This window comes from Streptomyces sp. YS-3 (assembly GCF_045257485.1).
Classification (GTDB): Bacteria; Actinomycetota; Actinomycetes; order Streptomycetales; family Streptomycetaceae; genus Streptomyces.
The window spans coordinates 1-23,463 of record NZ_JBJHPC010000045.1 but is presented as its reverse complement, the minus strand read 5'-3'; the positions used below and the strand labels follow the sequence as shown (position 1 = coordinate 23,463).

The window sequence follows — 23,463 nt, the reverse complement described above, 5'->3', positions numbered from 1 at the left end:
GGCGGGGACCGTGGGGTGGACGCAGCGCTGATGCTGCCGGATGGCCGACTGCACGTCTTTCAGATCAAGAGCTTCACCAGGCGCCTGAATCCTGGCCAACGCCGTCAGATACGCGACTCGCTGGCTCGGGCGGCGCAGGATGACCCGGCAGGTTGGACTCTCGTCATCCCATACGACTTCACGCCGCTCGAGTGGGACTGGTTCAACAAACTCTGCGGCGACTATCCGTTCTCGCTGGGTGTGCATGGGCTTCGCTGGCTAGAAGCCAGATCCCTCGAACATCCCTGCATTGAGGGCCTGTTCCGCACCCCGCACCCGCTGGTGGATGTGCATGGCTTGCCTTACGTGTCAGACATCACGCCGATGGAAGCCGGAGTGGTTTTAGGTGAAGGCGGCACGCTGACCGCCTACGTGGCGCGAGACATAGACAGTGCGCTGCGAGCACGCGTGCGTCTGGCCGGGGAGTCAGGTGGAGCGGTTCTCCTGGTGGGAGATTCTGCCGCGGGCAAGACCCGCGCACTGTACGAAGCCATGCGAGCCGAGTTGCCCGATCACCGCTTCGTGCAGCCGCACGCCAACGAAGTGTCCCAGCTTGTCGTGGACATCGCTGTAGCAGCCCAGCCTTGCGTGCTGCTGCTGGACGAATTACACCGCTACTTCGAAGACGAGTGCCTTGGCGCGCGCGAGATCGGCCAACTGCTCCGTTCAAAGGCCGTGCTTCTCGCGACCCTCGATGCGACAGCTTATGAGCAGTGGAGTGACTCCGCTGTGCTGAAACAGATGGAGCCGCTCGTACTTGAACGGCGCTGGAGTACGGCGGAGCGCGACAGGGCGCGCTCCTCTCAGGACCCTCGTGTGGTGCGGGCAGAACAGGCCGACCCTGCGATCGGGGTGGCCGAGAGCCTTGCCGCAGCTCCTCGGCTCTGGCGCGAGCTCCGGCTGGCCGACCGCGCGGGTGGCAGCCCACGCGGTGCGGCTTTGACATGGGCTGCCATCGATCTGACCAGAGCTGGCCTCAAAGGACCTCTGAACACCGGCCTCTTACTCGACACCCATCTACTGCACCTCGCCGACAGCGGTGGCACCTTGCTCCGCCCGGAATCGCAGGGGGACGCGTTGGCATGGGCCGGGAGGGTGCGGTGCGGAGTCAGCAGCATGTTGCTCCCAGCGGGGGCAGACACATGGCAGGTGCATCCTCAGCTGATAGCTGAGGCCCAGCGGGCAGACGTTCCGGTTCACACGCTCGTCTGGTTCCAGGCCATAGAGGGAGCTGACGACCTCAACGACATGTTCGCGGTGGCGCTCAACGCCAACAGCAGCGCTCCGTCGATCGCGGTGCTCCTTTGGCAGGCGATGGCCAACGCAGGCATCCGCCGTGCCGCGAACAACCTCGGCGTCATCCTGGCCGACATGGGCCGGTATGAGGAAGCCGAGCGCGTATACAGGACGCAGGCAGACATGGAGGACGCCAGCGTCCTGCTGAATCTGGGAAACCTGCTCTGGAAGACCGACCGCCACGAAGAAGCGCTTCAGGCACTACAGGGAGCTGGAGCACGAGGAAGCGCCGTGGCGTGGAACAACCTCGGACTGCTCCTGCAGGAACGGGGCGAGCTTGCCCACGCCGAGACCTGCCTGCGCAGCGCTGCACTGGCGGGCGCCGCCGACGCCGAATTCAACCTCGGTGTACTCCTTGGAGATGCGGGCAGGGCGGAGGAGGCCATGGCCGCGTATGAGCGCGCGAACGCGGCAGGTGACCCGGGCGGCCTGCTCAACTGGGGCATTCTCTTAGCGGAGGAAGGCCGCTGGCGGGAGGCGGAAACTCTGTTCCGCCATCGTGCGGAGACGGGAGACAGAGAAGGGGTCTTCTGCCTGGCCAACCTCCTCAAGGAGACCCGCCGACTGGAAGAGGCGGTCGCCTGGTACGAGCGCGCGATCGGCCTGGGGGACACACGCGCCCAGTACAACCTGGCGAACCTCTACCGGGATACTGACCGCCTGGACCTTGCTGAGCCCCTCTACCGCGCAGCGGCCGAGGCCGGGATCAGCGCCGCCCTGCTGAACTGGGGCCTTGCTCTTCAAGGCCAGCAACGTCTTGGCGAGGCAGAGCTGATATTCAGACAGGCTGCAACACAAGGGCATCGCAAGGCTCTTCTGCACCTTGGCCAAGTGCTGCGGGAAGCCGGTCGGCCCGATGAGGCAACGGCGCAGTGGCGACTCGCCGCCGACGCAGGAGACGCCACAGCTGCTATCGCTCTCGTCACGGTCCTTACCAGCGATGCTGACCAGCCTTACCTTCGTTCAGTACTCCAACGGGCGGCGGACGCAGGAGATCACGACGCGAGCGTAGTACTCGCAGTGCTGAACACCGCCTTGGTGTAAACCACCCCACCGTGCAAGCTCCGCCTCCTGAGCAGCCAACTCCTGCTCCAGTACGGCGATCTGAGCACGCAACTTCTTCACGTGCGTCCGCGCTTCGGACGCCCTGGCCTGCAATCTCTCCAGCAACGACATCGCGCACCGCCCCTCATCGCGAGGTACGAATGCGTCAACTCGCAGACGATAGTGCCGAGCTGGCAGACATTTTATCTTGTACTGTAGGAGATAATCATGAAACGACGCCAACAGATTCCAACATCCTGCAAGTCGGGCAAAGGCGGCGAGGCATCAGGCATGCCTCCGCCTCCTCGTATGCCCCGAGAGCAACGGAATCTCCATGGACCATCGTGCTGGTCGGCTGCCGCGGTCGGGCCGTATCGTGCCCGGATGCGTTACTTGGCGGAGCCCTTCATTATCGGGGTCTTGAAACGGGGCCGTACGGTCGAGGAGTTCCTCGGACCGATTGGCACACCTGACCGCCCAGGCGTGAGGTATGCCGAGATTCGGGCCACCAGTACGTTGCACGACGTCTACGTTCACGCTGTCGAAGACGTCGGGCACGAGAACTTTCTGGACCTGGACGCGTTCCCGCCGTTCGATCAGGACGCCGAAGAAGAAGACTTCGGCCAGCTCCTGGGCACCGCTGAGGACCCGCACGACGCTCTGGTGCTTGCCGAGAAGGGCACGGGCGCTGTTCGCGGCCGATGGGTCAACCAGGGAGTGGTGCAGGACGAATACCGTGATTTCGTCCGGGCCGGCCGCCCACCCCGCATGTCGCTCGATGGGCAGCTCTGACCCCACCCGCGTGCCGGCCCATGAAGCCCTGACTGCCTCGTTCGCGTGGCTCGGGGTGTAGCCAACACGACGCAGGCGCATCACTCCACGACCGTGGCCGGCATGAAACCCAGCGCCAAGTTCTCCGGGGCCTGGGGCAGCCGACCGAAGGTGGCAACCCGCGTCTCGATCACGTAGAGCTCGCCGAACTCGTCCCGAACGAGAAAACCTCCCCGGCCCAGGTCGAGCTCACCGACCGGAGCGAACATGCGATCCAGCTCCGCCCCCCACTCGCTGAAGCGATCGCTCTCGCCCACCAGGAGCTCGGGGTTGAAGTCGAACGGCTCACGCGCCCGAGTAACCCCCGGGCCGCCATGACCGACCACCAACCCGCCGAACTCCCCGAGGAACGACACCGCCGCCTCATGAAAGCGAAATCCATCCGCCTCCAGCCGCTCCCGCCATGCAGCCGTTTACACCCGCCGCCCCGGAACCCAACCAGCATCCCTGGGTACGCGCTCCAGCTCCGATAACTTGCCCGCATTCTGCCGCGAGGCCGCTCCAAGGGGGCAGCGATCACCGCGACGACGGGCAGCGATCACCACGATCCGTGCCTGACCGCAGATCAGGCCGTCTCAAGAACAGCCCGTGCTTATGTCTGCGGGAAGTTCGGGATCGACGACCGGCAGCACGGCAGCAGTTCACGTACCGTGAAGCGTCCTGCTGACGGCTGCGGCGACGACGGCATGGGAGAGGTTCCGCCATCCGACTTCGCTGCCCTGGTCAAGGTCTGCGGAGTCGAATCGAGTCAGACTCAGCTGGACCTGGCGGATTCGATCGTGGTCTTGATCGACGAGGGCATCGAGGAGGTGGAGCAACTGCATCTTGTAGGGGACGCAGGTCACCCCTGCCTCCAGACTGAGGTGTCCGTCGGGGATGCGCGAGACCATGTCGAGGAGGGTGGTCAGGAGCGGACGGCACTCGGGCTCAGGCGAGGGGAGCACTCCGCCGTACACAATCATGAACGCCGTGCGGCATTCAGGTACGCCGGTGGCGATGGCCAGTCCCACCTGGAGGCCGATGTTATGCAGTGCCCTGGTCATCACCTGAGGGTGCAGCGGCGACTGGATTAGATGCTGGCGGATGTCCTGCAGGTGCTGCCAGGTGTCGTTCCATCGCCGCTGAAACGCAAGCGCTTCCGCGAGCAGCGTGGTCACTTCGAGTCGTTGGAGGCGTGTGAGGCTGTCGTCTTTCAGCAGCCACCGGCAGCGCCGCTCAACTTCCTGATCCGGCATGTTCTCGTCGCTCAGTGCGTGGATGAGATCGCCGATCTCCAGTTGTGCCTCCATACGGCGTGTGCGGGGCAGGCGCTCTTGCAGTGACCAGAGGTCGTCTGCGAGCGCCCGCACCGGTGGTGCCGCGGCGGTTCGACCGGTGTGATTGGCGAGGATCGTCAGGCAGTTGCCGACCACCGCGGAGATTTCCTGAGGGCGGCTGTCGGCCAGTTGGACGGCGAGGTCCCGGGCTCGGCGCAGGTGTTGCAGCCATATTTCCGGCATCGCTCCGGTGTTGCGCAGGACGTCGGCGAGCTGGCTGCGGGTCTTGAGTTCCAGCAGGGGCGCAGGTTCGGGGCGGTTGAGGAGGTAGGCCAGTTCACTCTCAAGTGCCTCGCGAGCGTCGTCCAGCATGCCCTGCAAGATGTATGCGCCAGCCAGGTTGCCCCACAGGACGGCTAGGTTGTCGGTGGCGACGCCGAGCCGGGATGCGTGGCTGGCCAGGCTCTGTACGTGCGGCAGAACGGCGAGGAAATGCTCGTCGTCATCCGCGTTGATGAACGCCGCCAGCCACCCCTGGGTGTGGTACGCGGTTTGATTGAGAACCTCTGACGCGGTGTTGCTGCCGTCTTCTGCGAGGGTACGGATGACGTGCTGCACGATCTCGTTGACGCTGATCGTGTCGTCCACGCCCTCGGGATGGACCGCGGACCACTCCTGCTGCGGAAGCGTGCAGAGGGGTTCATCGCGCTGGGCCAGCGACTCGGTCCTGAGCGCCCGATGCATTTCGTGCACCGTGAAGGGCACCTTGGTGTCTGGGTCGAAGACCACAGGATGGCGAATGCCGATTTGGGTGGCGTTTTCGCTCGACATCAAGGTAGAGAAGTAGAGCAGCCACAGCGGTATCTGCCGGGAGGCGAAGTAGGCCGCTGGGAAGAGCGCATGGGCCGCGCCAGCCGACGCCGGATGCGTCTCCCCCTTGTCCAACAGGCGTACCAGAGCCAACCGGATGGCTCCGACCAGCGTTTCGGGATACCCGGCAGGAACGGCATCTGTGTCGTCCAGCGCCAGATCGCGGATCTGGTCGAGGTAGCGGGCCGCGTCGCCGAGCCCCAATTCGCAGCCGGCGAGATGTCCGCAGGCGAGCTCGATCGCCAACGGCCAGTACTGCAAACGCTGCGCCAGATCCGCGGCAGTTTGTTCGCTGGTGGCATCCCAGTCCTGGTCCTGCCCCAGACGAAGCCGGATCAGTGCCGTGGCCTGGCCGGGCGCCATGATCTGCACCGCGACCTTGACCCGGTGAGTTGCCCAACTGACCTGGTTCGTCGAGGTGATGAGGATGTGTCCACGCCCGCTGGAGGGAAGCCACGGCTCCACTAGCCGACGGTCCACCACATTGTCGATCACCATGAGCCAGGGCCTGACCGAGATACTGAGCAGGGTGCGCACCCGGTCCCGGAGTCCGCCAGGGTCCGCATCGGCGTCGGCGCGGGGGCGCAGCCAGTGATGCACTCTCTGAAACGAGGCTTGGAGGGACGCGCTGCTTTCCCCGTTGATCCAGAAGATGTGGTCGTAGGAATCCGCCACGTCGTGAACATACGCTGCAGCGACACTGGTCTTGCCGATGCCGGAAGGGCCGAGCAGCGCACATTGGGTGACCACCCGCTCCCCACCGCAGGTCAACGCGGTACGGATCTGGCCTACCAGGTCCGGCCGGGGGATGTCGGGAGGGGCAGGTATTCCGCCGACCATGATGCCCCAGTCGAACTCGCCGAGCTCGTAGGCAATCTGGAGACCGGGCACCAGGAGTTCCTCGCGGAACTTCACCAGGGAAAATATTCCGTTGAATTCGCCGGACGCTCGCCGGTGGATCTCGAAAGCCAGATAGTTCGTGAGGCGGCCGGCGGAGTCGTGGCCGAGTCCGCTGTGATGCTCGTTGCGAAGCCGCCGCATGCGCTCCCGGAGCTGATCACGCAGCTCAATCCGCTCTCGAAAGTCCACCGAAATCCGTGCGCGGCGCAGACGGTTCAGCTCCTCGACGCTCATCAACGCAGGCTCGTCGCGCCACCGGCCGCGCTCCATCAGCTGTTGCAGTCGCGCGCGGAGCTCGTGTGCATCGGCAGTGTCCAGGGCCCTGTTCAGTTCCGCGGCCTTGGGATGGAGCCGGATATTTGTGATCAGTCGGTAGGTCCGCGCCTGGGGACGCGCACGGATCAGTCGAAGGAGGATGCCGAACGCATCGGGAGCCGACATCTGTGTCCCGGCGCTGCCGGACTTCACCTGTGCGGCGTGCACACTGGTGCCATCATCATCGACAAGCTCGAAGTCCACGGCATCCGGGTCGGGAGCATCGTCGTCCTGGATGCTCACCGGCTCGATCAGCACGGCAGCCGCTCCCGCGACCCGGCATTCTGTAGCGTCGAGGAGCGCTTCCAGCGTGACAAGATACTGATACTGAAAACCATCTGCTGCTGCCTGACCTCCGCGCTCAGCCACCAAGCGCACCCCCATCCGCACGAAGAGATCAATCTACCGGTCGCGTGAATCATCCGCTCTGCGATGCAGTGATCGCAGACGGGACCTCTTCGTGCGACTGGTCAGGAGTGTCTACAGCCTGCTTCGCGACCCGTTCCTGGTGTCGGAAGACAACGCGGAAGGACTCCCTGTTGAGGCGCCCTTCTCTGCCTCGCGCCCGTCAGCGCGGTCGAATGCTCTTGGGAAGGCCGAGTGGTCTGCCGAAGGGGTGTCAGCATGGTCAGGCAGGCATGCCGGCATTCGCGCGGGGCGCGTTGAAATGCGCTGACGCACGGTCTTTGGCGCGTGGTGGTGTGGCGGGGTAGAAGCGTCTGGCTGTTGGGAAGCATGACGTTCAGCACTGCTGCTGCACCGTGGACTGGCTCCTGACTTTTGTGACCGACGTGTCCTGACCATCTTGTGTCGACGCGGGGCGAGGCAGTGAGCTCAGACGCTGGACCGGGCGAGTGTGTCTAGAGCACTGCATTGCGGGCTCCTCCTGCACGGTGTCACTTGTGACCGCTCTCCGGGCCGGCGGCGAGCCTTGTGCGTGGGCGCTGAAGGGGGTGAATTGGCCATCGAACTGCCAAACCCTCAGCAAGGCGTGGAGCATTCTGCGCGTTGCGGAGAGGTGGTGCTCGGAGTCGATTCGCATCGTGATGTCCACGTGGCGGCTGTGGTTTCGACGGTGGGGGAGGTCTTGGCTGTTGGGCGCTTCCCGACCACGGCCAGTGGTTATCGAGACCTCGTCGAGTGGGCCCTTTGCCGGGGCGTGGTGCGGCGGGCGGGGGTGGAGAGTTCCGGCAACTACGGGGCGGCGCTGTCTCGGTATCTGCTGTCTGTGGGCATCGCGGCGGTGGAGGCTCCTGGCCCTGGCCGATCGGCCCGGCGCCGACGGAGTAAGTCGGATGAGGGTGATGCCGTGGCTGCTGCCCGCTCTGTGCTCAGTGGCCGTGCTCAGTGGCCGGTGAAGTCGGGGAGTGGCCCGGTCGAGATTGCCCGCATGTACCTGATGGCCAAGGACTCTGCGGTGAGTGCCAAACGGCAGGCCGTGAACCAACTCAAAGCCCTTTTGGTCACGGCCGACCCGGCCCTCCGAGACGAGTTGCGGAGTCTTTCACGCCGTGGGCTCGTCCTTGCCTGCCTGCAGTTACGCGAAGGTGGCGAGGGGGTGGATCCGGTGGTGAGGGCAACGAGGTTCACGGTGCGGGTGCTTGCCGAGCGCATTGAGCAGCTCGGCGTGCAGGCTCGAGTGCTGGAGCAGCGCCTGGCGAACTTGATCGGAACGCACTACCCCCGCCTCATGGACTCTGTCGGAGTCGGCCCTCACAGTGCGGCGGTGTTGTTGACGGTCCTGGGTGACAACAGCGAGCGGATGCGGGGCGAGGCGTCGTTCGCGGCGTTGTGCGGGGCAAGCCCGGTCGAGTACTCCTCGGGGAGCAGATGCCATCGCCGGCTCAACCGTGGCGGCAACCGGCAGGCCAATGCCGCCTTGCATCGCATCGTGCTGACTCGGCTGCGCTGGGACCCGCGTACCCAGGCGTACTACGAGCGGCGGGTGGCGGAAGGGAAGACCCGCCGGGAGATCATCCGCTGCTTGAAGCGGTATGTGGCCCGGGAGGTCTACCGCCTTGTCCAGGGGCAGCGGCAGGGCCCCGCTTGCTCGTGAACGGCCCTCTTGCTCCTGGCCGGTGAGGTGGCGGTTTGATCGGGGCGTGGGCTGGGCCGTCTTCGACTGAGATGCCGAGGACGCGGTTGGAGGGTGGTCGCGGTGAGACCACCCACCACCGGAGAACGACTGACGGTCGTCTTCTCGCCTGTGCGGATATGGCCTTCGACCACGCGTGAAGCGTTGGTCGGGACGACAGGATTTGAACCTGCGACCCCTTGACCCCCAGTCAAGTGCGCTACCAAGCTGCGCCACGTCCCGATGCCCGTCTGACCTGGGGTTGCCCAGGTCATGCGTGCAGGACAACCCTATCAGGGGGCCCGCACATCCAGACCGATCGTTCGAGGGCTTGGAGACCCTGGGGCATGAGAGTGACAGGTCCGGTGTGGTGGCGGGCGGCTCGGCCATTGGTTCGCTACGGTGGGCGCCCTTGGCCGACGCCGCCAACTCTGGACACCCCGTGCCGACCTGTGGGTGCCGTACGAGAACGCCGTCCTTGCGTCCGCGCAGGTTATCCACCGGTCTCTGCACACCAGTACGTCAGCAGGAGCGCACCTCTTTAGCCGGGTCGGCGGCGTTGAAAGGGGAAGTGCGCAATGTACGGCAACGCCTCACTTGCAACGGCGGTCAACCAAATCAGTGGTGAGCCGCGGGAGAAGGCCCGACGCCGCATCGCCGAGCTGAACCGGCGGGACCGGCTGATTCCCTCGGCCTCGGACCGTCAGGCGCTCCTGGAGTCGCTGTTCTGGCAGGCGCTCGGCACGGTAGAGGGCTGTGTCCGCCCGCTGGGCGTGGTGTCTTCGACCCCGCATGCCTCGCGCCTGGATCTCAAGGTCGAAGACGAAGCCAGCCTCATCTCGCTCTTGGCGCTGCTGCCCTACCGCGATCGCCGTGGAACCTGGCGTGGTGTGCGCGACCTCCGCGCTCGCTCGGAGGGAAACCGTGTTCGCTTCGAACTCGTCTGCCCCAGCGCGTCGTTCAGGTGGCACGATCATGACCCGCAACCGCAAGTCGTGGTGAGTGGCTTCAAGTCGGCCGTGCTCCCGGCCCGACTTCAAGCACACGCGGATGCCCTCACCAGACAGGGATGTGTGCCCTCGTGGGACCCGCAAGCCTTCCCCTACGAGCAGCGCCGCCGGGAACCGCTCGCCCGCAACGTGCTCGAGCAGCATCGTCCCGGAGCCGCCCTCGCCAGCGCGCTCCTTCGCCGCACACGGGTATGGCAGTCACTTGCTGGCCACCACGCCCTGACCGTGAACCACACACTGACCGACTACGGCGTTGCATGGACCGTGACCCGCACCATCGACTCTGGCGAACAGCTCCACGACGAACGGATCACGGACGTGTTGACGGACAGCGTCGTCGGTCCGGGCCTGCTGTTCCTCGATCACGACTGCTCCCCTGAGGTCTGCACGCTCCGCTTCACCCCCGATGCCCGGCGCGCGCACACCACTCTCGCTGTGACGACCCGCGCCAGGAACCAACCCAGCAGCGTATCGGCGCGCCCGCTACTCGCCCTGGGCGAGCCCCTCCCCGCACGCACTCCCTTTGCCGCGGCCCAGGCGCGCCGTGCGCCTGCGCCAGCGGCCGGCCATGTGGTCTTCCTGGGCGCCGTGAGTGATCTGAGGGCTGATCGTCTGTGGCGAGACGAACCAGTCTTCCTCGCACAGCAGTTGGCGTCCGCCTGGGCCCTGCAAGGACATCGGACTGCAGTGCTCATTGTGGACCGCACCAGTGATTTCAATGCGGACTTCTCGTCCTACCGCGTCACCGAGTGGCCACGCGAATGCGCCCCCTTGGGACACCGACCCATCACGCGCCTGCGACTCGACTGCTTCCCAGGACAGCTGTGGGGCGGTGACATCGCCACCTCACGCAGTCTCTTCGACCCCGTCGACACGACGGCGATCTCCCAGAGCCTGACCGACGCCCGCCGACGCTTCGACCGCATCCTCGTCACCAATGCGTGCGACGGACCACACCTGAGCAAGCTGTACCAGGAGGTGGATCATGTAGTGCTCACGCTTCCGCAGTCACGGTATGCACGGGCAGCGGAAACCCCGCCCTGGCAGCGCACTTCCAGGGAGAGCTCAACGGTAGAGCTCACCCCCGAAGGTTCGGCTCTTGAGTGGAAACACAGGCACTTCGGTTCGAGCACCTTCTCCCACATGCCGTTCGCGGGGGTGCTCCTGCTGCACGATGCCTCACAACCCTCACTGGCTTCGGACACGTTCGACACACAGGTTGAGGAATACCTCAGCCAACTCGGCACGCCGATCCTTGGCCACTTCACCTACGACCCCGCACTCATGCCCGTAAACCCGCACCACCCAGGCGCAGGCGCAGCCACCGTCCTGGACCCGATCACCACCGGCCAGAGCGCGGCCATCACCTCTGCAGCCACCGGCCTTGCGCAACGCCTGTGGCCTGACGACGCCCCCAACGCCCTCGAAGTCGCAGTCCCCGCGCCGAGCGCAGACCCCCACTGGGGGGCTCGCGAGTTGCACTCGTAGCGGCTGTCCCCATCCGATTGGGCCAAGCGGGCCCACCACTGATGGCGGTCTCAGCGCTCAAGAGCCGTCCATGCGGGAGACAGCCCTTGCCACGGCCTGGTTGTTGCCGGGCATCCTTCAGGTGTGTGGTGTTGGTCGCCGTTCGCCCCGAGCTCCTACAACAGTGACATGCAGAAGCCCTCTCCGGAGCACCTTCCGGTGAGGGCTTCCGCGCGGGGCGGTCAGGCCGGTATGGAACCCACGTCCTGGGTTCGGCTGTACTCGGGCTCGTCGGTGTCGAGGCCGCGCAGGAGGGATGCAGTGGCGACGCGGGTGCTGCGGCCGATGCGCAGTGCGCGGCAGGGGAACTCGCCGCGGCGGACCAGGTCGTACCGCTTGGCCCGGGAGAACCCGAAAGCCTGGGAGGCATCGCCGCCTGTCCACCCCAAGTGGTGCGGATCGCGGGCTATCGGGGGTAGAAGCCGGTGATTCGGTAGAGCTGTTGCTCGTAGCGGACTCGGAAGCCTATGACCCACTCCTCGGACAGGTCATCTACGACGATCAGCCGCGGGTCGGTGCGAGCGGTGGGGCGGTGCAGGGGCATGGCTACCGGCACGGGGCACTCGCCGACCAGGGACTGGGCGTGGAAGGCAGGGGCGGTCACTATGCGTCCCACGAGCGGTCCGGTGGGGTGGTATTCGGCGGGCAGTTGTTGCAGGAGGCCGTCGAGTTCGATGGTGACGGTGCGGTGTCGCGGTCGGGGGAGGAGGTACAGGGTCATGGCACCGCTGCCTGGTGGTTCGTGGGTGGGAGGCCGTAGCGCATCCAGGACCGGAGGGCGGCGGCGGTGTGGAGCTGGCCGGTCCCTGTGGCCCGGTGTCCGTCGAAGGCCCAGCCGGTCACCTTCAGGAAGGTGCCGTGACCGGTACGGAGATCGAGCTCAAGATTGAGGAAGACGGGACGCTTGGAGATGGCGAATCCCTGCCAGGGACGCTCCCAGCGCAACAGAGTGCCGAACTGCGGGTCGCTCCAGACAGTCAGACGCTGCGAGCGGTGAGCGTCCCTGCAGTCCAGGATCCACAGGTCGGCGTGCGCCTCCCGGCCAGCGACTTCGGTGGGGGGAAGCGGGCGGGCCTGTACCTCAGCCCGCTTGCCGCAACGTAGTTGGCAGTCGGCGCGGCGGTTGCCGAGGGCAATCTCGGTGGCCACGCCCCACCCCTTGATCTCCTTGTGCCACGGCGACTCAGTCACAGGGCACCCGCGTAGCGGAGAAGTTCGGCGTCGTCCTCGTCCAGGCCGAGGGCCTTCGGCCCGACTTCCGTGAGCAAGTCTGCGACGGTGAAGATGCCGGGAAGGTTGTCGATACCGGCGACCAGGCGGTCGTAGCGTTTGACCAGGGCGAGGATGCGGTTTCCGCGGGCCCGGTGCCTTTTCGCTCCCTGGGTGGACTCTTTGGCCTGCTGGTCGAGCCGGTCGGCCTCTCTGAAGTCGCGTTCGGCCAGCGGGGGCAGGACATCGATGATGCGGTCGAGATCTTGCAACACGAGTTGGCGGGCGGTCTTCTCCGTCAGTTCGCCGCCCTCGCCGAGTACGACCTTCGCGACGACGTTGTCGTCGGTAGCGCCGGCGCGTGGACCAGGAACACCCACATCGTCTGGCCCGGTGGGGGCGGTGCCACAGCCTGGGCCTTCGGGGGCGGATCCGGCGAAAGTAGGGCCGGGTGGTCCGGCCACTGCGGCAATTCGGATCTCTTTGGAGACCTTGTTGAAGGAGGTGGTGCACATCGTCTTCACCGCGCGGTCGAACACCGCGTGGTACTCGGCCGATAGCACCTTGACCTTCGATCGGACGGTCCCCTGCAGCCGGGCGAACTGCTCACTCTCGCTCCCGCCGGCGAGGATGCAGCGGAGGGCTTCACGGTCGAGGACGTCGCGCACGGTGTTGGAGTAGCGGCCTGCGGCGCTGGGCATGGGTTTCTACCTTCCTGTCAGGAGTCGGACGGGGCGGGGGCGTTGCTGCAGGACCCGGTCGGCCCAGGATGTGACCGAGTCGCGGATGGACTCGACGGACTCCCACACCGCGGGGTCGTTGACGTCAACGAAGTCCTCGGGGCCGAGCAGCAGGATTTCTCTGGCCTTGTGGACCAGTCCGAAGTAGCGGATGGTCCAATCGGCGTGCGGGTCGTGTTCATCACCGCCGACGAGTTCGTCGAGCAGGGCTTCGTCCGCGCTGGGAGCTGGTCGCGTCTGTGCCCGGATGTAGCGGGCGACCTCCTGGTCCTTCAGGACCTCCCGCACTGCGGGTTCTCGCAGAACGGCCAGCACTGCCGCCGGGCTCTTGGTCAGCTCGGCCAGGACGGCTTCCCGGACCTCTTTCCGGTCGAGCTGTGCAACGATCCCACCGGGAGGCTCTGTTCCGCCCGCCAGGCCCAGTGCCCTGCGGTACTGCGTTGCATCCAGAGCCATGGGCCATCCCGTCCGCTCCGCGGTGTCGAGTTGTTTGAGCAGCAACTGGACGCGCTGGGTACGCTCTTGGGAGTCGGTGACGCAGGCGGTGGTTACGCACTTCCATGGGACGTGGATGGCGGAGGTGAGTAGGCGCTCGCGAAGGGCAATGCCCGCGAGCCTCGTAACCCGCAGATATTGCTCCAGAGTCTCTGTCGCGTAGCCGAGCCGCCGGGCCAGCTGTTCCAAGGCGAGGCTTGCGGCGGGTGGTGACTCGTCGGTGATCTCGGCACAGACGTCACCGAGGCCGAAGCGAGCCGCCAGCTGGGCCCGGGAGGCCCCGAGGTCCGTCTCGGCGAAGGTCCTCGCACGTCTGAGCTGATCCTCGGTGTAGCCGGGATCGGCGGTCCCGCCCGGCTCGATCCATACGTTCTCCATGGCCAAGGACCGTAAGCGGCCCCCAGTGCCGCAGGAGCCGGGTATCCCCGGATCGGACCAGGCGAAATACCTTCGACGACGAATACTGCAGAACCGTGTGCCAGGCGTCGCACCGGGGGCGCAGCCGTTTGACTGGCCGCACCGCATGCCTTGAATCTGCACGTCGTCGTAGTCGGATTTGCAGTGAGGCGTACAACATGAGCACGAGCCCGAGCTTTCCCCTGGGCCGGGACTACCCGTCAATCCCCGAAGGAGACCTGCCAGAGGGCCTGCTGACCCTCTTCGACCTCACCGAGTCCGAGGCCGAGCTGATCCTCAACAAACGCGGGCCGCAGAACCGCTTGGGCTTCGCCATCCAACTCACCTGCCTGCGGTGCCTGGGCCGGCTCCCCAAACCGCAGGAGATCGCTTCTCTGCCGCGGACTCTCGTGGAGTACGTAGCGGCCCAGCTCGACATCAGCGATGGCGTGAGCGTCCTGTCCACCTACGGTGCGCACGACGGGCTGACGCGACGTCATGCGCAGGAGATCAGGTCAGCCTGCGACTGGAAGCCGTACAGCAAGGGCAAGGATGCGCTGAAGAGCATGCTGGTGTCGCGCGCCACCTATACGGAGGAAGGCGTCAAAGCCCTCCTGCGGCGCGCGATCGACTGGCTACGGGAGCAAAGCATCGAGCTTCCGGGCGAGCGCACCCTGACCGACCTGGTGCGATCGGTGCGGGCAGAGGCCGACCACAAGATGTGGCAGGCGCTCCTGGCCCCGTACGCTGACCGGCTGCCCAAACTCGATCGGCTGACCACAGTCCCGGACGACGGACAAAAATCGCCGCTGGCCGAGATGCAGCGAGGGCCCGGCAAGCCCGCCTGGGCAAACCTCGCACACGCCATCGCCCGGAACAACAAGATCCACTCGCTGGGGCTGCCGCCCGTGGACACCCGGGCCTGGTCCCCGCGACGCCTGTCGCATCTCGCCCGGTTCGCCACAGACCAAGAGGCACAGAGAACGAAGCGGCGCGCCGCGACCGTCGCAGCGGTTGCCCGCCTGACCGAGACCGCCGCGGACGACGCCGTCGACATGCTGGTGCACCTGATCGCCAACGACCTCATCGGAAGAGCACGACGCAAGACCGAAAAGGAGCGGTCCGCAATCTTCCCCGACCTGGCCCACGCCACCGCCGTCATGAGGGAGGTAAGCAAAGACCTTCTCGACACCAGGCACGAGAAGGTCGACACCGCGACGGGAGAGATCATCCCCCCTGCGGCCGACACCATGACGGTGCGCGAGTTCCTCGAAGAGTGCGAGGACCTGCCTGCGTTCGAGGCCGCCGTCATGGTGGCCGGCGAACTGGCCCCCACGCTGGGATCGGACTCAGAAGAGGCTCGCCGCGCGAAGATGATCAAGCGGATCGATCTCCTGAAGACCTACCTGCCGGACATCGTCGGAGGGCTGACGTACCGGCCCGGCACGCAAGCAGCCAGACAAGTCCTGGACGCCCTGTGCTCCTTGACCAGCCTCATCGACCGACCTGCGATCAGTCGCGCCGAAGCCGACGAGCGCCTGTTGACCGGGTCGTGGAAAGAGCTGGCTCTCCACGCGCCGCACCTGGCGCCCGATACGGTCGACACCGCCGCCTACGCATTTTGCGTGGTGGAAAGGTTCTACTCCCGCCTGCTGCGGCGCGAAATCTACGTCGATGGTGCATCGAAGTGGGGTGACCCGGAGGCGGGCCTGCCAACGGCGGCGGAGTGGGCGGCGTTGCGGGTCTCAGTGGCCAAGAGCCTGGGCCTTCCCCTGGACGCGGACGCCCACCTGAAGCGACTGGGTCAAGAACTCCACACCAAGACCCGCACGATCGCCGAGCGCCTGCCGAAAGACCGACACGTCGAAGTCGGTGACCGAGGCCGGCTCGTCCTGTCCACGGCACCTCTTTCCCCCGACCCCAGGCTGCGCAAGGTGACCGCGGAACTCGCGAACTGGCTGCCCAAAGGTGACCTTCCCCAACTCATCCTGGAAGTCCTCACGTGGACCAAGGGCACCAAGGTGTTCACAACACCGAGTGGAGAAGCCCCACGCCAACGAGACTTCGACATCACCCTGTCCGCCGCACTGGTCGCGCTCGGCTGCAACGTCGGCGTCGACGCCGTCGCCGGCAACTTCCCCGCCCTGGACAGAAGGCACATCACCTACGTCATCGACAACTTCCTGCGCCCGGACAATCTGGAAGCACTGAACCACCGCCTGCTGGCGCGGCAGTCCCAGCTGCCTGTCGCCGCAGCATGGAACGGCGGCCACATGTCATCAGTGGAGGGCCAGCGCATGGTCGCGCCCCCAACCGCGATCCAGGCCCGCTTGTCTTCCCACGGCCCTGCCCACGTCACCCACCTCACCCTCCTGTCGGGCCATGCCATGGGACTCACAAACAAGGTCGTCGCCGGGTCCGTCCACACCTGCCTGCACGTACTCGACGTCCTCAACGACCGCCGCACCAGCGCCCTCAAAACCGCCCCCACCCAGAGCCAGAACCGCCAACAGGAACCCCAGAAGATCGTCGCAGAGGCCGGCCCGCACCAAGAGATCATCTTCGGCCTGCTCGCGCTCTCCGGCTACACCTACACCCCCACAGCCGCCGACATCACCGACATGACCCTCGCCCGCACGGACACCGCCTCCGGCGAGGACTACGGCCCCCTGCAACACGCCACCCGCAACAAAATCGACTCCGCTCTCATCGAACGGCACTGGGACGACATGCTCCGACTCGTCGGAGCGGTCCACCTCGGCCGCGTGCGATCCGCAGACGCGATTCGCATGGTCGTCCGCAACGGCAGCCCCACGCCCTTGGGCAAGGCGCTCGCCCACTACGGGAAGATCTTCAAGACTGCACACATCCTGGGTCTCATCGACAACCCGGACTACCGCCGTCAGACCGAAACACAGAGTCGCCGCCACGCCCAAGCCCATGAGCTGGCTGCGAAGATCTATCACGGCACTGAAGACCGCATCCACCGCTACCAGACCGGCATGGAGGAACAGCTCAGCGCACTCGGGCTGATCGTCAACATGGTGGTGCTCTTCAACACCGCCTACATCGACCTGTTCCTCCAGAAGAAGGCCAACCATCTGCGGCCCGTTCCCGACGAAGTCGTCCGGAGCTTGTCCCCCTTCCTCTACCGGCACATCCACATGAAGGGCCGCTACGCGTTCGAGATGCCGGAACTCTCCGACAGCTCCATGCGGGCCGTAGAGGATCTAGACGACGGACCAGACGACGTGACAGGCGACAACCCCGACGCCAGCTGATCCGCAGGGGCGCTCGCCCGCCGCGTCTCCCGCAGCAGCCATTCCGGCTCTGCCAGCGCCAGACAGCGGACGCACCGTCATCGTCAGCTTCCGTCCGCTCCACATCACCCCTGCGTTCCACACTCGGCTGCGGTACTCGACGGCCTTCTCTCACCTGCGGAGTTAGGAGCTATCACACGGTCCAGCAACATTCGACGTCATAGCTTGGCCGTCCCATCGGACCAATCGGAGGAGCGGACTACCGCTCAAGCCCTGACGTGCACCGTGTCAGACCAGTCACCGACTGATCCGCTGAACCGGCGAGTTTTCATCGACGGTGACCCGACCGGCTCGAACTCCGCCAGGACGTCGGCGGATGAGATCCGGACCGTGGGTTGCCAGCCAGGGGATATCCCGCCGAACCGATCGCGGAAGCAGTGTGCGGAGCGGGCCCGATCACGGACGCGGCGAGGCGTACGGCTCGGCGCAGAATCGTCCGTTAACTGAAGCCGTATGCGGCCTGCGGGACTCCCACCTGGCTGTATGACTGGTGTGACCGTAGAAGCCCCCGCCGGACCGGGTCCGGAGGGGGCTTTTGCATGCAGTGGTCGGCCTCCCGCAGGACCTTCAGCAGGCCAGCCGCCCGTTCGGCGAGCAGGCGGATGACCGCGGCGGTGTAGGCGTGGGCGGTGGATTCGCCGATCCCGAACCCGGCAGTGATCTTCGCCAGGGTGGTGTGTTCACGCAGGTACACCAGTGCCACCATCGCGCGCTGAGACGGACGGATCTGGCACCGGCGGTCGCCCTGACGGGTGACGATGAGCATGGTGACCCACCCCACGAGCGCATGAGGCAGGTCGAGTGCGGCAGGATAGTGACCAACGAGGCTCCCGAGCAGCGTGGTTGAGACGTCACACATCTCCACCAACAGCTCGGGGGCCTCGCTCGTTGCGTGTCGTGGACCGTCACCTAGTGCTGGATTCCTCAAAGGAGGTACACATATCGTCGGCGTAAGGGACGAGTTGATGGTGCGGGTCGCCCCCATACCCAGGGCCGGGCTCGGGTGTTGAGCTGGGCTGTTGCGAGGCGGGTGGCTTGGTCGATCTCGGGTGGTCCGGCGAAGGACTGGCCGGCGAGGGCGGCCTTGCGGAAGATGCGCCACCAGCCTTCCTGGAGGTTGAGCCAGCAGGCGCCGACAGGAATGAAGACGTGCCGGATCCTGGGGTGGCCCTCCAGCCAGGTCCGGGTGGACAGGCTGTTGTGGGAGGACAGGTTGTCGGTTACCACGTAGATGTCACCGAGAGGGTTGGCTGCCTCGACTTTCTGAAGAAACTGCTGGTAGAAGTCACTATTGCGGGAGGAGGCGGTCATGGTGGTCTCGTGTCCGTCCCGTATTCGCAGCGCGCCGTAGACCCAGGTCTTCTCCGGCCCGCGGCCGTACTCGACTTCAGACTTGATGCGGTGGCCGTCCGGCGACCAGCCCGGCGCCGACGGGAATGTGCGGGGGATCACCGGTCCGAGCTCGTCGGCACAGACGACCGTCGCGCCTTCGGGCGGGCAGGTATAGAGCCCGATGATCCTGGTCCTTTTCCCTGGAAGTCCACGTCTCTCGAGCGGGTCCAGGACCGGGTGCGGCGCCAGCGCACCCCCTCGGCCAGCAGGATCCGGCGGGCCTGGCTGCGGTCGGCCTCGATGCCCAGTCGCTGAGCCTCAGCAGCCAGCGCGTCCAGGGTCCACTCCGGCGGCCCGGACTCATCCTCCGCCGCCAGCTCTCCATTCGCCTGCACGGCCAGCCGGCCCGGCGGCGACTGCTTGACCAAGCCGATGATTCTTGAGCGTTCCGCCTCGGTGATCCGCCGCTTGCGGCCCTGCCCGCCCAGATCCTCCAAGCCGTCCAAACCGCAACGGTTGAAGCGGTGCAACCAGCAGCGGACCGTTTTGGGACTACACCTCAACTCGTCCGCGATGGCCAGCACACGCTGCCCGGACCAGCTCAACTCGACCATCCGGGCCCGCAGCACCAGATCCCGCGGCGCCTTGCGCGCTCGCGACAGCCGATGGACGACCCGTTGCTCGTTCTCGTCACGGCTCGGCCGCGCCCGTAACACCACCGTCCAGCACCCGCCCCCGAGCACCCGAACCACCTCGCCACAAGGACATATACCCGGCGAATGTGGAATCCAGCACCAGTCGGTGGCCATTCGAAGAGGCTCGCTGGGACGGCGAGGGCGGTGCGGAGGTCCCGGCCTTCCGGGCGGCACTGATGGACGCAGGCCAGAGTTAAGACGGCGATGGGCCGCCGCTTCCACTAGCCGCCCTTCCGGAGCCTCGTGCGAGATGGCGTTGCAGTTCACGGTGGCGGAACTGATACGCCGTACCGGCCTGGCGCAGCACACCTCTGTGGCGATGGGCGTCAGCCAGGAATGCTTGCAGGTGCCAGGGCACGTGCCCCCGGAGCGCGAGGAGCAGTGTGACTGCAGCGTAGGGCGCCCATTTCGAGGCCGCCAGGCCGGTCGTGAGCCCCACGGGCAGTCCGAAGGCGAGGGCGGAGCAGACCCCGTAGACCAGGGCGAGCGTGTACCCGTCGCTGGCTCCCGCGCTTATGCTCACCACCAATCCGATGGTGAGACCTGCTCCGAGTCCCGTCCTGAGCGCCATGGTGCGTAAGGTCTTGAGGTCCTGAGTGGCGAGTGCCAGGGGGCCAGCGGCCTGGTCCGGAGTCAACGGACGAGCCGCCAGGCCGGTCGCGATCAGGATTGGCACGAAGATCAGCGCAGTCGCCGTGAAGTCGCGGAGTCCGGCGACGGGATCAGAGGGAAAGCCGGCCATCGCGCCGCTCGTCACCGACGCCCCTGCTGCCATCGCCAGGAAGACGTGTCCTGAATCTTGAACCCGAAAATACTGCCAAGACCAGTGCACGCCCGTGGCAGGCAAGCTGTCCTGCTGATTCTCCGTGATGACCCACGCGGAGATTGCGGTTAGCCCACCAGCCAGCAGGCTCCAGGCCATGAACGTAGGTACCGCGAAGATGGCAGGCGCTCTGGCGGAGTAGCGGAGAGTGGCCCAAGCGAGTCGACCGAGTTCCTGAACACCATGTTCTGCGAGTTCGGTGACGAAAAAATGCAGAGCAAATCCCATGCCGGTCAGCAACAATGCCCCGAGGAAGACGCCACCGCATACGGCTAGGCCCGCTAACACGCTCGCCAAAGACTGAATGAGCCGACGTGGAAATATTCGGTGCAACTGCCACCAACGCAGATGGTCGTCATCCGGTGTTTGCTCAAGGTGGTCGGCCAGGAAGCGAAGTGTCCGCTCCGCCCGCTTGCTGCTCCAGCGGCAGGGTAGCTCCGGATTAATGCGGTACGCGGCTGGAAGGAACGACGCGAACAGGAGCTTGAGAAGATCTTCCCGGTTTGAGTGATCGAGCATGCGCCGCGGATGGGACACCGCGTCGAGTGGTTCACCGGCGCGGGGATTGAATACCATCTTCGCCAGAAACACCCCCAGTGGGGTCTTTAGTACTTCGGCTACGGGCGCGTCGGCTGGCAGCGAGTTGAAACCGTCCCACCGGGCCCGAGCTGCGCTGCCATGAACCCCGGCGTCACGCCGCAGATACTCTAGAGCGGTCTGTCGACTCAAGGGAAGGAGCTGTATTCCTCCCGCCGCGCGTAGAGGTGTCGCCGTCGGGTGGTCAGCGTCATCATTCCTGAGCGCCTCCCGGTACTCCTCCGTTCGGCTCGACAGAACCAGGGGCCATTCGGACGGCAGGACGGCGTTGATGGCGGACAGTGCCTGCGGGCGCAGCTCTCGGGGCAACTCGTCAAGACCGTCCAATAGCGGCCAGATATTGTTCTCTTCGATCAACTTCGCAGCATGACTCTTTGCCCGTGCTTTCATCGCCTTCCGGCTCGCCGCGGACGTGGAGGCGGAGAGTAGGGCCGCTTCGTGATCTTGCACCAGTTGTTCCGTCAACCATGCCCGGAATGTCTGTCGGTTCACGTTCCATGACGCAAGAGAGAAGACGATCGGGACCCGTCCGCCGTCCGCGCGTTGCCGCAACAACGCGCCCTGAAGCCGTGTTAACAGCACGCTCTTGCCAGACCCGGGGTCTCCTAAAATCACGAGACGGCGGGTGGGTACAAACTGTAGGAAGACAGCGTCTATCTCGCCGTCGCTTCCGCACAGGCCGGTGGCATCCACCGGCCACTGCGATGGCTCTCCGGGCGGCCCGCCCGGCCAGCCCCTGGCGATGGACACCAACTCGTCCCATCCCTCAACCAGGTCACCCTCGACGTTCCGCCATGCGACAGGTAGGAGATAGGGGTTTTCGAGCTCGCGCACCTGCCATTCACTGCGCCACTGCTTCTCAACGCCGACTGCCAATCCATCGGATATCTCCAAAGACCCCGGAGGGGAAGCCGACTGAAATTTCTGCTCGTGGTACTGCACGAGCGCCAGCGTGAGCGCGACGATGGTGAGGAAGGACCCCACGACGCTGGCTGTCTGGTCGGACTCCTCCAGCGTGCGCAACGCGTAGTAAGCGCCGAGCACGACGGTGGCGCCACAGCCAAGGATGATGATCGACCGCTTGTGCCGCTTGTCCTGTCCCCAACTCACGCGAGTATTATCGACCGCGCCTGCACCGCTGTCCCGGTATTTCCGAATACTCTCCCGTCCGTTCGGTGGACCTGACGCAACCGGCTGCGGCCCTTCGGTCATTGGAACGGGTCACTCCGCGACCGCCGCAGACCCTTCGCGATCAGCGCAGTCTGCTCGCCACGACCGAACCGCTCCGTGGCCTGCAGTTGGATCTTCGCCCGCGTCCACCTCGGCATCGACGCCGACCTCGTCGTCAGCGATCTCGCCCCCCTCGCTCAGCTCTTCCAACGCGCCGGCCGGGGCCACCGCCATGAACTCGGCGACCGCGGCACCCGCCCGGGCGTGGGCCCACACCCCGGCTCGCGGTTCTCACCCCCACCGGTCAGCTCGCGCCCCGCCGCTGGGGCACCGTCTACGACACCGCGCTCCTGCGCCGCACCCGCGACCTCCTCAACACACGGAACGGCACAGCCGTCGCGGTCCCCGAGGACGTCGCTGACATGATCGAAACTGTCTACGTCGACCTCAACAACCTTGCCCACCAAGCTCTAGCCGACGACTAGCGTTGCGCCGCCCAAGACACCGCCGCCACCGCCGCCGGCACCGATCTCTACCCGCTCACCACCTACGACGGCGACGGAGACGACCTCGTCACCGCCTCGGCGCCGACAGGCTCCGAATCCTGCCCGTCTACGCCACACCGGACGGCCTCCAGTACACCGACCCCACCTTCACCCACGAACTCCCCATGCCCGTCCAAGGACAGGACCTCTCGTCCCCGACACGGTCGCCGCCCTCGTCTCACCGTCGCCTGCCCCGGCACGTACCTCCCCGCCGGAGGCCCCACCACCCAGACTCCCGCCGAATGGACTCGCACCCCGACCGCCCGAGACCTCCAACTCCTGCCACATACCATCCGCGAGGGCGTCCCACAGCGATACCGAGCTGGGCATCACACCCTCCACCTCGACTCCGAACTCGGCCTTGTCCGCACCACGGCTACACCTGGCAAATAGACTCCGTCTCGCACCACGCGTATTGATAAAGAGATAGCCAAGCCCATACAACACGGCGGCTCGCGAAGTCCCCGTCACGCACGCGCGGGAGTCCACCGAGCCGTATTGCGCGAGGGCGGGGCTCCTCGCCGTCCGCACGCATGCGCGGGAGTTCACCGGCCGTGGACACCTCCCTGAAGCGGATGGCCCGGTCCGTTCCCGCACCCGCAGGAGTTCACCGGTCGGGGCCCTCGAAGCCGCGTGAGTCGAAGTGCAATTACGTCGCCGAACTGCTCGGTTCATTGATCTGCGGCTTTCCGACCGTAGCGACGACGGCTCACTCCCCGCGGCTCACACACGGAGTGAACCGTGGGGCGCTTTGAATAACGTCTCAATCGCACGCAAGCAGCAACGGTGGACACGCTTGTCCAGAACGACGTCGAACCGTAGTGCCTGGCGACTCCCCTGGGCTTGGATGAAAGTGGGGTCAGCGATTGAGGGGAATTCGAGACCAGACGGTCTTCCCAGGGGGCGGGGAAGGGGCCCATCCCCAGGCTGAGCTGAGCGCGGCGATGATCTGTAGCCCGTGTGCGGGGTGGCCCCGGCG

At 65.8% G+C, this 23,463-nt stretch carries 15 protein-coding genes, 1 tRNA gene and 2 pseudogenes; 6 read left to right on the top strand and 12 right to left on the bottom strand.

Going from position 1 to position 23,463, the window contains the following annotated elements:
• Positions 1–15: 15 nt before the first annotated feature.
• Together ACJA3G_RS06990 and ACJA3G_RS06985 are read left to right on the top strand one after the other, a co-directional pair.
• Positions 16–2,379, top strand: coding sequence for a tetratricopeptide repeat protein (locus tag ACJA3G_RS06990; protein WP_406551990.1), 2,364 nt, complete (start codon positions 16–18; stop codon positions 2,377–2,379).
• A gap of 384 nt (positions 2,380–2,763) precedes the next feature.
• A complete protein-coding gene (locus ACJA3G_RS06985; RefSeq protein WP_406551989.1) occupies positions 2,764–3,171 on the top strand; it encodes a hypothetical protein in 408 nt (135 codons plus the stop codon).
• Positions 3,172–3,251: 80 nt separating this feature from the next.
• On the opposite strand, the pseudogene ACJA3G_RS06980 reads toward ACJA3G_RS06985, so the two are convergent.
• Together ACJA3G_RS06980 and ACJA3G_RS06975 are read right to left on the bottom strand one after the other, a co-directional pair.
• Positions 3,252–3,605: pseudogene (locus ACJA3G_RS06980) on the bottom strand (SUKH-3 domain-containing protein); the annotation flags it as partial.
• A gap of 246 nt (positions 3,606–3,851) precedes the next feature.
• Positions 3,852–6,920: an NB-ARC domain-containing protein gene (locus ACJA3G_RS06975; RefSeq protein WP_406551988.1), complete on the bottom strand. Its 3,069-nt coding sequence runs from the start codon at positions 6,918–6,920 to the stop codon at positions 3,852–3,854.
• 589 nt (positions 6,921–7,509) lie between these two features.
• Here ACJA3G_RS06975 and ACJA3G_RS06970 point away from each other — a divergent pair.
• Entirely contained in the window at positions 7,510–8,607 is a 1,098-nt protein-coding gene (locus tag ACJA3G_RS06970; RefSeq protein ID WP_406551987.1) for an IS110 family transposase, read from the top strand.
• A gap of 184 nt (positions 8,608–8,791) precedes the next feature.
• Here the strand turns inward: ACJA3G_RS06970 and ACJA3G_RS06965 are convergent.
• Positions 8,792–8,868, bottom strand: a tRNA-Pro gene (locus ACJA3G_RS06965).
• 335 nt (positions 8,869–9,203) lie between these two features.
• Here ACJA3G_RS06965 and ACJA3G_RS06960 point away from each other — a divergent pair.
• The gene (locus ACJA3G_RS06960) at positions 9,204–11,123 is read left to right on the top strand and encodes a hypothetical protein (protein ID WP_406551986.1); all 1,920 of its coding nucleotides are present in this window, start codon (positions 9,204–9,206) and stop codon (positions 11,121–11,123) included.
• A 221-nt stretch (positions 11,124–11,344) separates the two neighbouring features.
• Here ACJA3G_RS06960 and ACJA3G_RS06955 read toward each other — a convergent pair whose 3' ends face one another.
• Genes ACJA3G_RS06955 through ACJA3G_RS06935 form a run of 5 tightly spaced genes read right to left on the bottom strand, consistent with a single transcriptional unit; the run spans position 11,345 to position 13,984 of the window.
• On the bottom strand, positions 11,345–11,551 hold the full coding sequence (locus ACJA3G_RS06955) for a hypothetical protein (RefSeq protein ID WP_406551985.1): 207 nt from the start codon (positions 11,549–11,551) through the stop codon (positions 11,345–11,347).
• Between the two features lie 17 nt (positions 11,552–11,568).
• Positions 11,569–11,883: a hypothetical protein gene (locus ACJA3G_RS06950; protein ID WP_406551984.1), complete on the bottom strand. Its 315-nt coding sequence runs from the start codon at positions 11,881–11,883 to the stop codon at positions 11,569–11,571.
• Entirely contained in the window at positions 11,880–12,353 is a 474-nt protein-coding gene (locus tag ACJA3G_RS06945; protein ID WP_406551983.1) for a hypothetical protein, read from the bottom strand. The genes ACJA3G_RS06950 and ACJA3G_RS06945 overlap by 4 nt, the downstream gene beginning before the upstream one ends.
• A complete protein-coding gene (locus tag ACJA3G_RS06940; RefSeq protein ID WP_406551982.1) occupies positions 12,350–13,072 on the bottom strand; it encodes a hypothetical protein in 723 nt (240 codons plus the stop codon). Before ACJA3G_RS06940 ends, ACJA3G_RS06945 begins: the two co-directional genes overlap by 4 nt.
• Positions 13,073–13,078: 6 nt before the next feature.
• Positions 13,079–13,984 carry a hypothetical protein gene (locus ACJA3G_RS06935; RefSeq protein WP_406551981.1) on the bottom strand — a complete coding sequence of 302 codons (906 nt, stop codon included), beginning with the start codon at positions 13,982–13,984 and terminating at the stop codon, positions 13,079–13,081.
• A gap of 197 nt (positions 13,985–14,181) precedes the next feature.
• Here ACJA3G_RS06935 and ACJA3G_RS06930 point away from each other — a divergent pair, with 197 nt between their 5' ends.
• Complete coding sequence (locus tag ACJA3G_RS06930; protein WP_406551980.1) at positions 14,182–17,283, top strand: Tn3 family transposase; 3,102 nt, start codon at positions 14,182–14,184, stop codon at positions 17,281–17,283.
• 592 nt (positions 17,284–17,875) lie between these two features.
• On the opposite strand, the pseudogene ACJA3G_RS06925 reads toward ACJA3G_RS06930, so the two are convergent.
• The 4 genes and pseudogenes from ACJA3G_RS06925 to ACJA3G_RS06910 all read right to left on the bottom strand — a co-directional run.
• Positions 17,876–18,181 (bottom strand): annotated as a pseudogene (locus tag ACJA3G_RS06925) (transposase family protein); the annotation flags it as partial.
• Between the two features lie 65 nt (positions 18,182–18,246).
• A complete protein-coding gene (locus tag ACJA3G_RS06920; protein ID WP_406551979.1) occupies positions 18,247–18,774 on the bottom strand; it encodes a transposase in 528 nt (175 codons plus the stop codon).
• Positions 18,771–19,463: a transposase gene (locus tag ACJA3G_RS06915; RefSeq protein ID WP_406551978.1), complete on the bottom strand. Its 693-nt coding sequence runs from the start codon at positions 19,461–19,463 to the stop codon at positions 18,771–18,773. The genes ACJA3G_RS06920 and ACJA3G_RS06915 overlap by 4 nt, the downstream gene beginning before the upstream one ends.
• Before the next feature lie 79 nt (positions 19,464–19,542).
• Entirely contained in the window at positions 19,543–21,981 is a 2,439-nt protein-coding gene (locus ACJA3G_RS06910) for an NACHT domain-containing protein (RefSeq protein WP_406551977.1), read from the bottom strand.
• 75 nt (positions 21,982–22,056) lie between these two features.
• On the opposite strand from ACJA3G_RS06910, the gene ACJA3G_RS06905 reads away from it, so the two are divergent.
• Positions 22,057–22,365, top strand: a complete 309-nt coding sequence (locus ACJA3G_RS06905) for a hypothetical protein (protein WP_406551976.1) — start codon at positions 22,057–22,059, stop codon at positions 22,363–22,365.
• The last annotated feature ends 1,098 nt before the right edge of the window (positions 22,366–23,463 follow it).

What these genes read in the sequence shown, in the direction of transcription:
- ACJA3G_RS06985 (WP_406551989.1), top strand. Translation starts at nt 2,764, where the DNA reads ATGCGTTACTTGGCGGAGCCCTTCATTATCGGGGTCTTGAAACGGGGC.
- ACJA3G_RS06960 (WP_406551986.1), top strand. Translation starts at nt 9,204, where the DNA reads ATGTACGGCAACGCCTCACTTGCAACGGCGGTCAACCAAATCAGTGGT.
- ACJA3G_RS06950 (WP_406551984.1), bottom strand. Translation starts at nt 11,883, where the DNA reads ATGACCCTGTACCTCCTCCCCCGACCGCGACACCGCACCGTCACCATC.
- ACJA3G_RS06940 (WP_406551982.1), bottom strand. Translation starts at nt 13,072, where the DNA reads ATGCCCAGCGCCGCAGGCCGCTACTCCAACACCGTGCGCGACGTCCTC.
- ACJA3G_RS06935 (WP_406551981.1), bottom strand. Translation starts at nt 13,984, where the DNA reads ATGGAGAACGTATGGATCGAGCCGGGCGGGACCGCCGATCCCGGCTAC.
- ACJA3G_RS06930 (WP_406551980.1), top strand. Translation starts at nt 14,182, where the DNA reads ATGAGCACGAGCCCGAGCTTTCCCCTGGGCCGGGACTACCCGTCAATC.
- ACJA3G_RS06915 (WP_406551978.1), bottom strand. Translation starts at nt 19,463, where the DNA reads ATGGCCACCGACTGGTGCTGGATTCCACATTCGCCGGGTATATGTCCT.
- ACJA3G_RS06910 (WP_406551977.1), bottom strand. Translation starts at nt 21,981, where the DNA reads ATGACCGAAGGGCCGCAGCCGGTTGCGTCAGGTCCACCGAACGGACGG.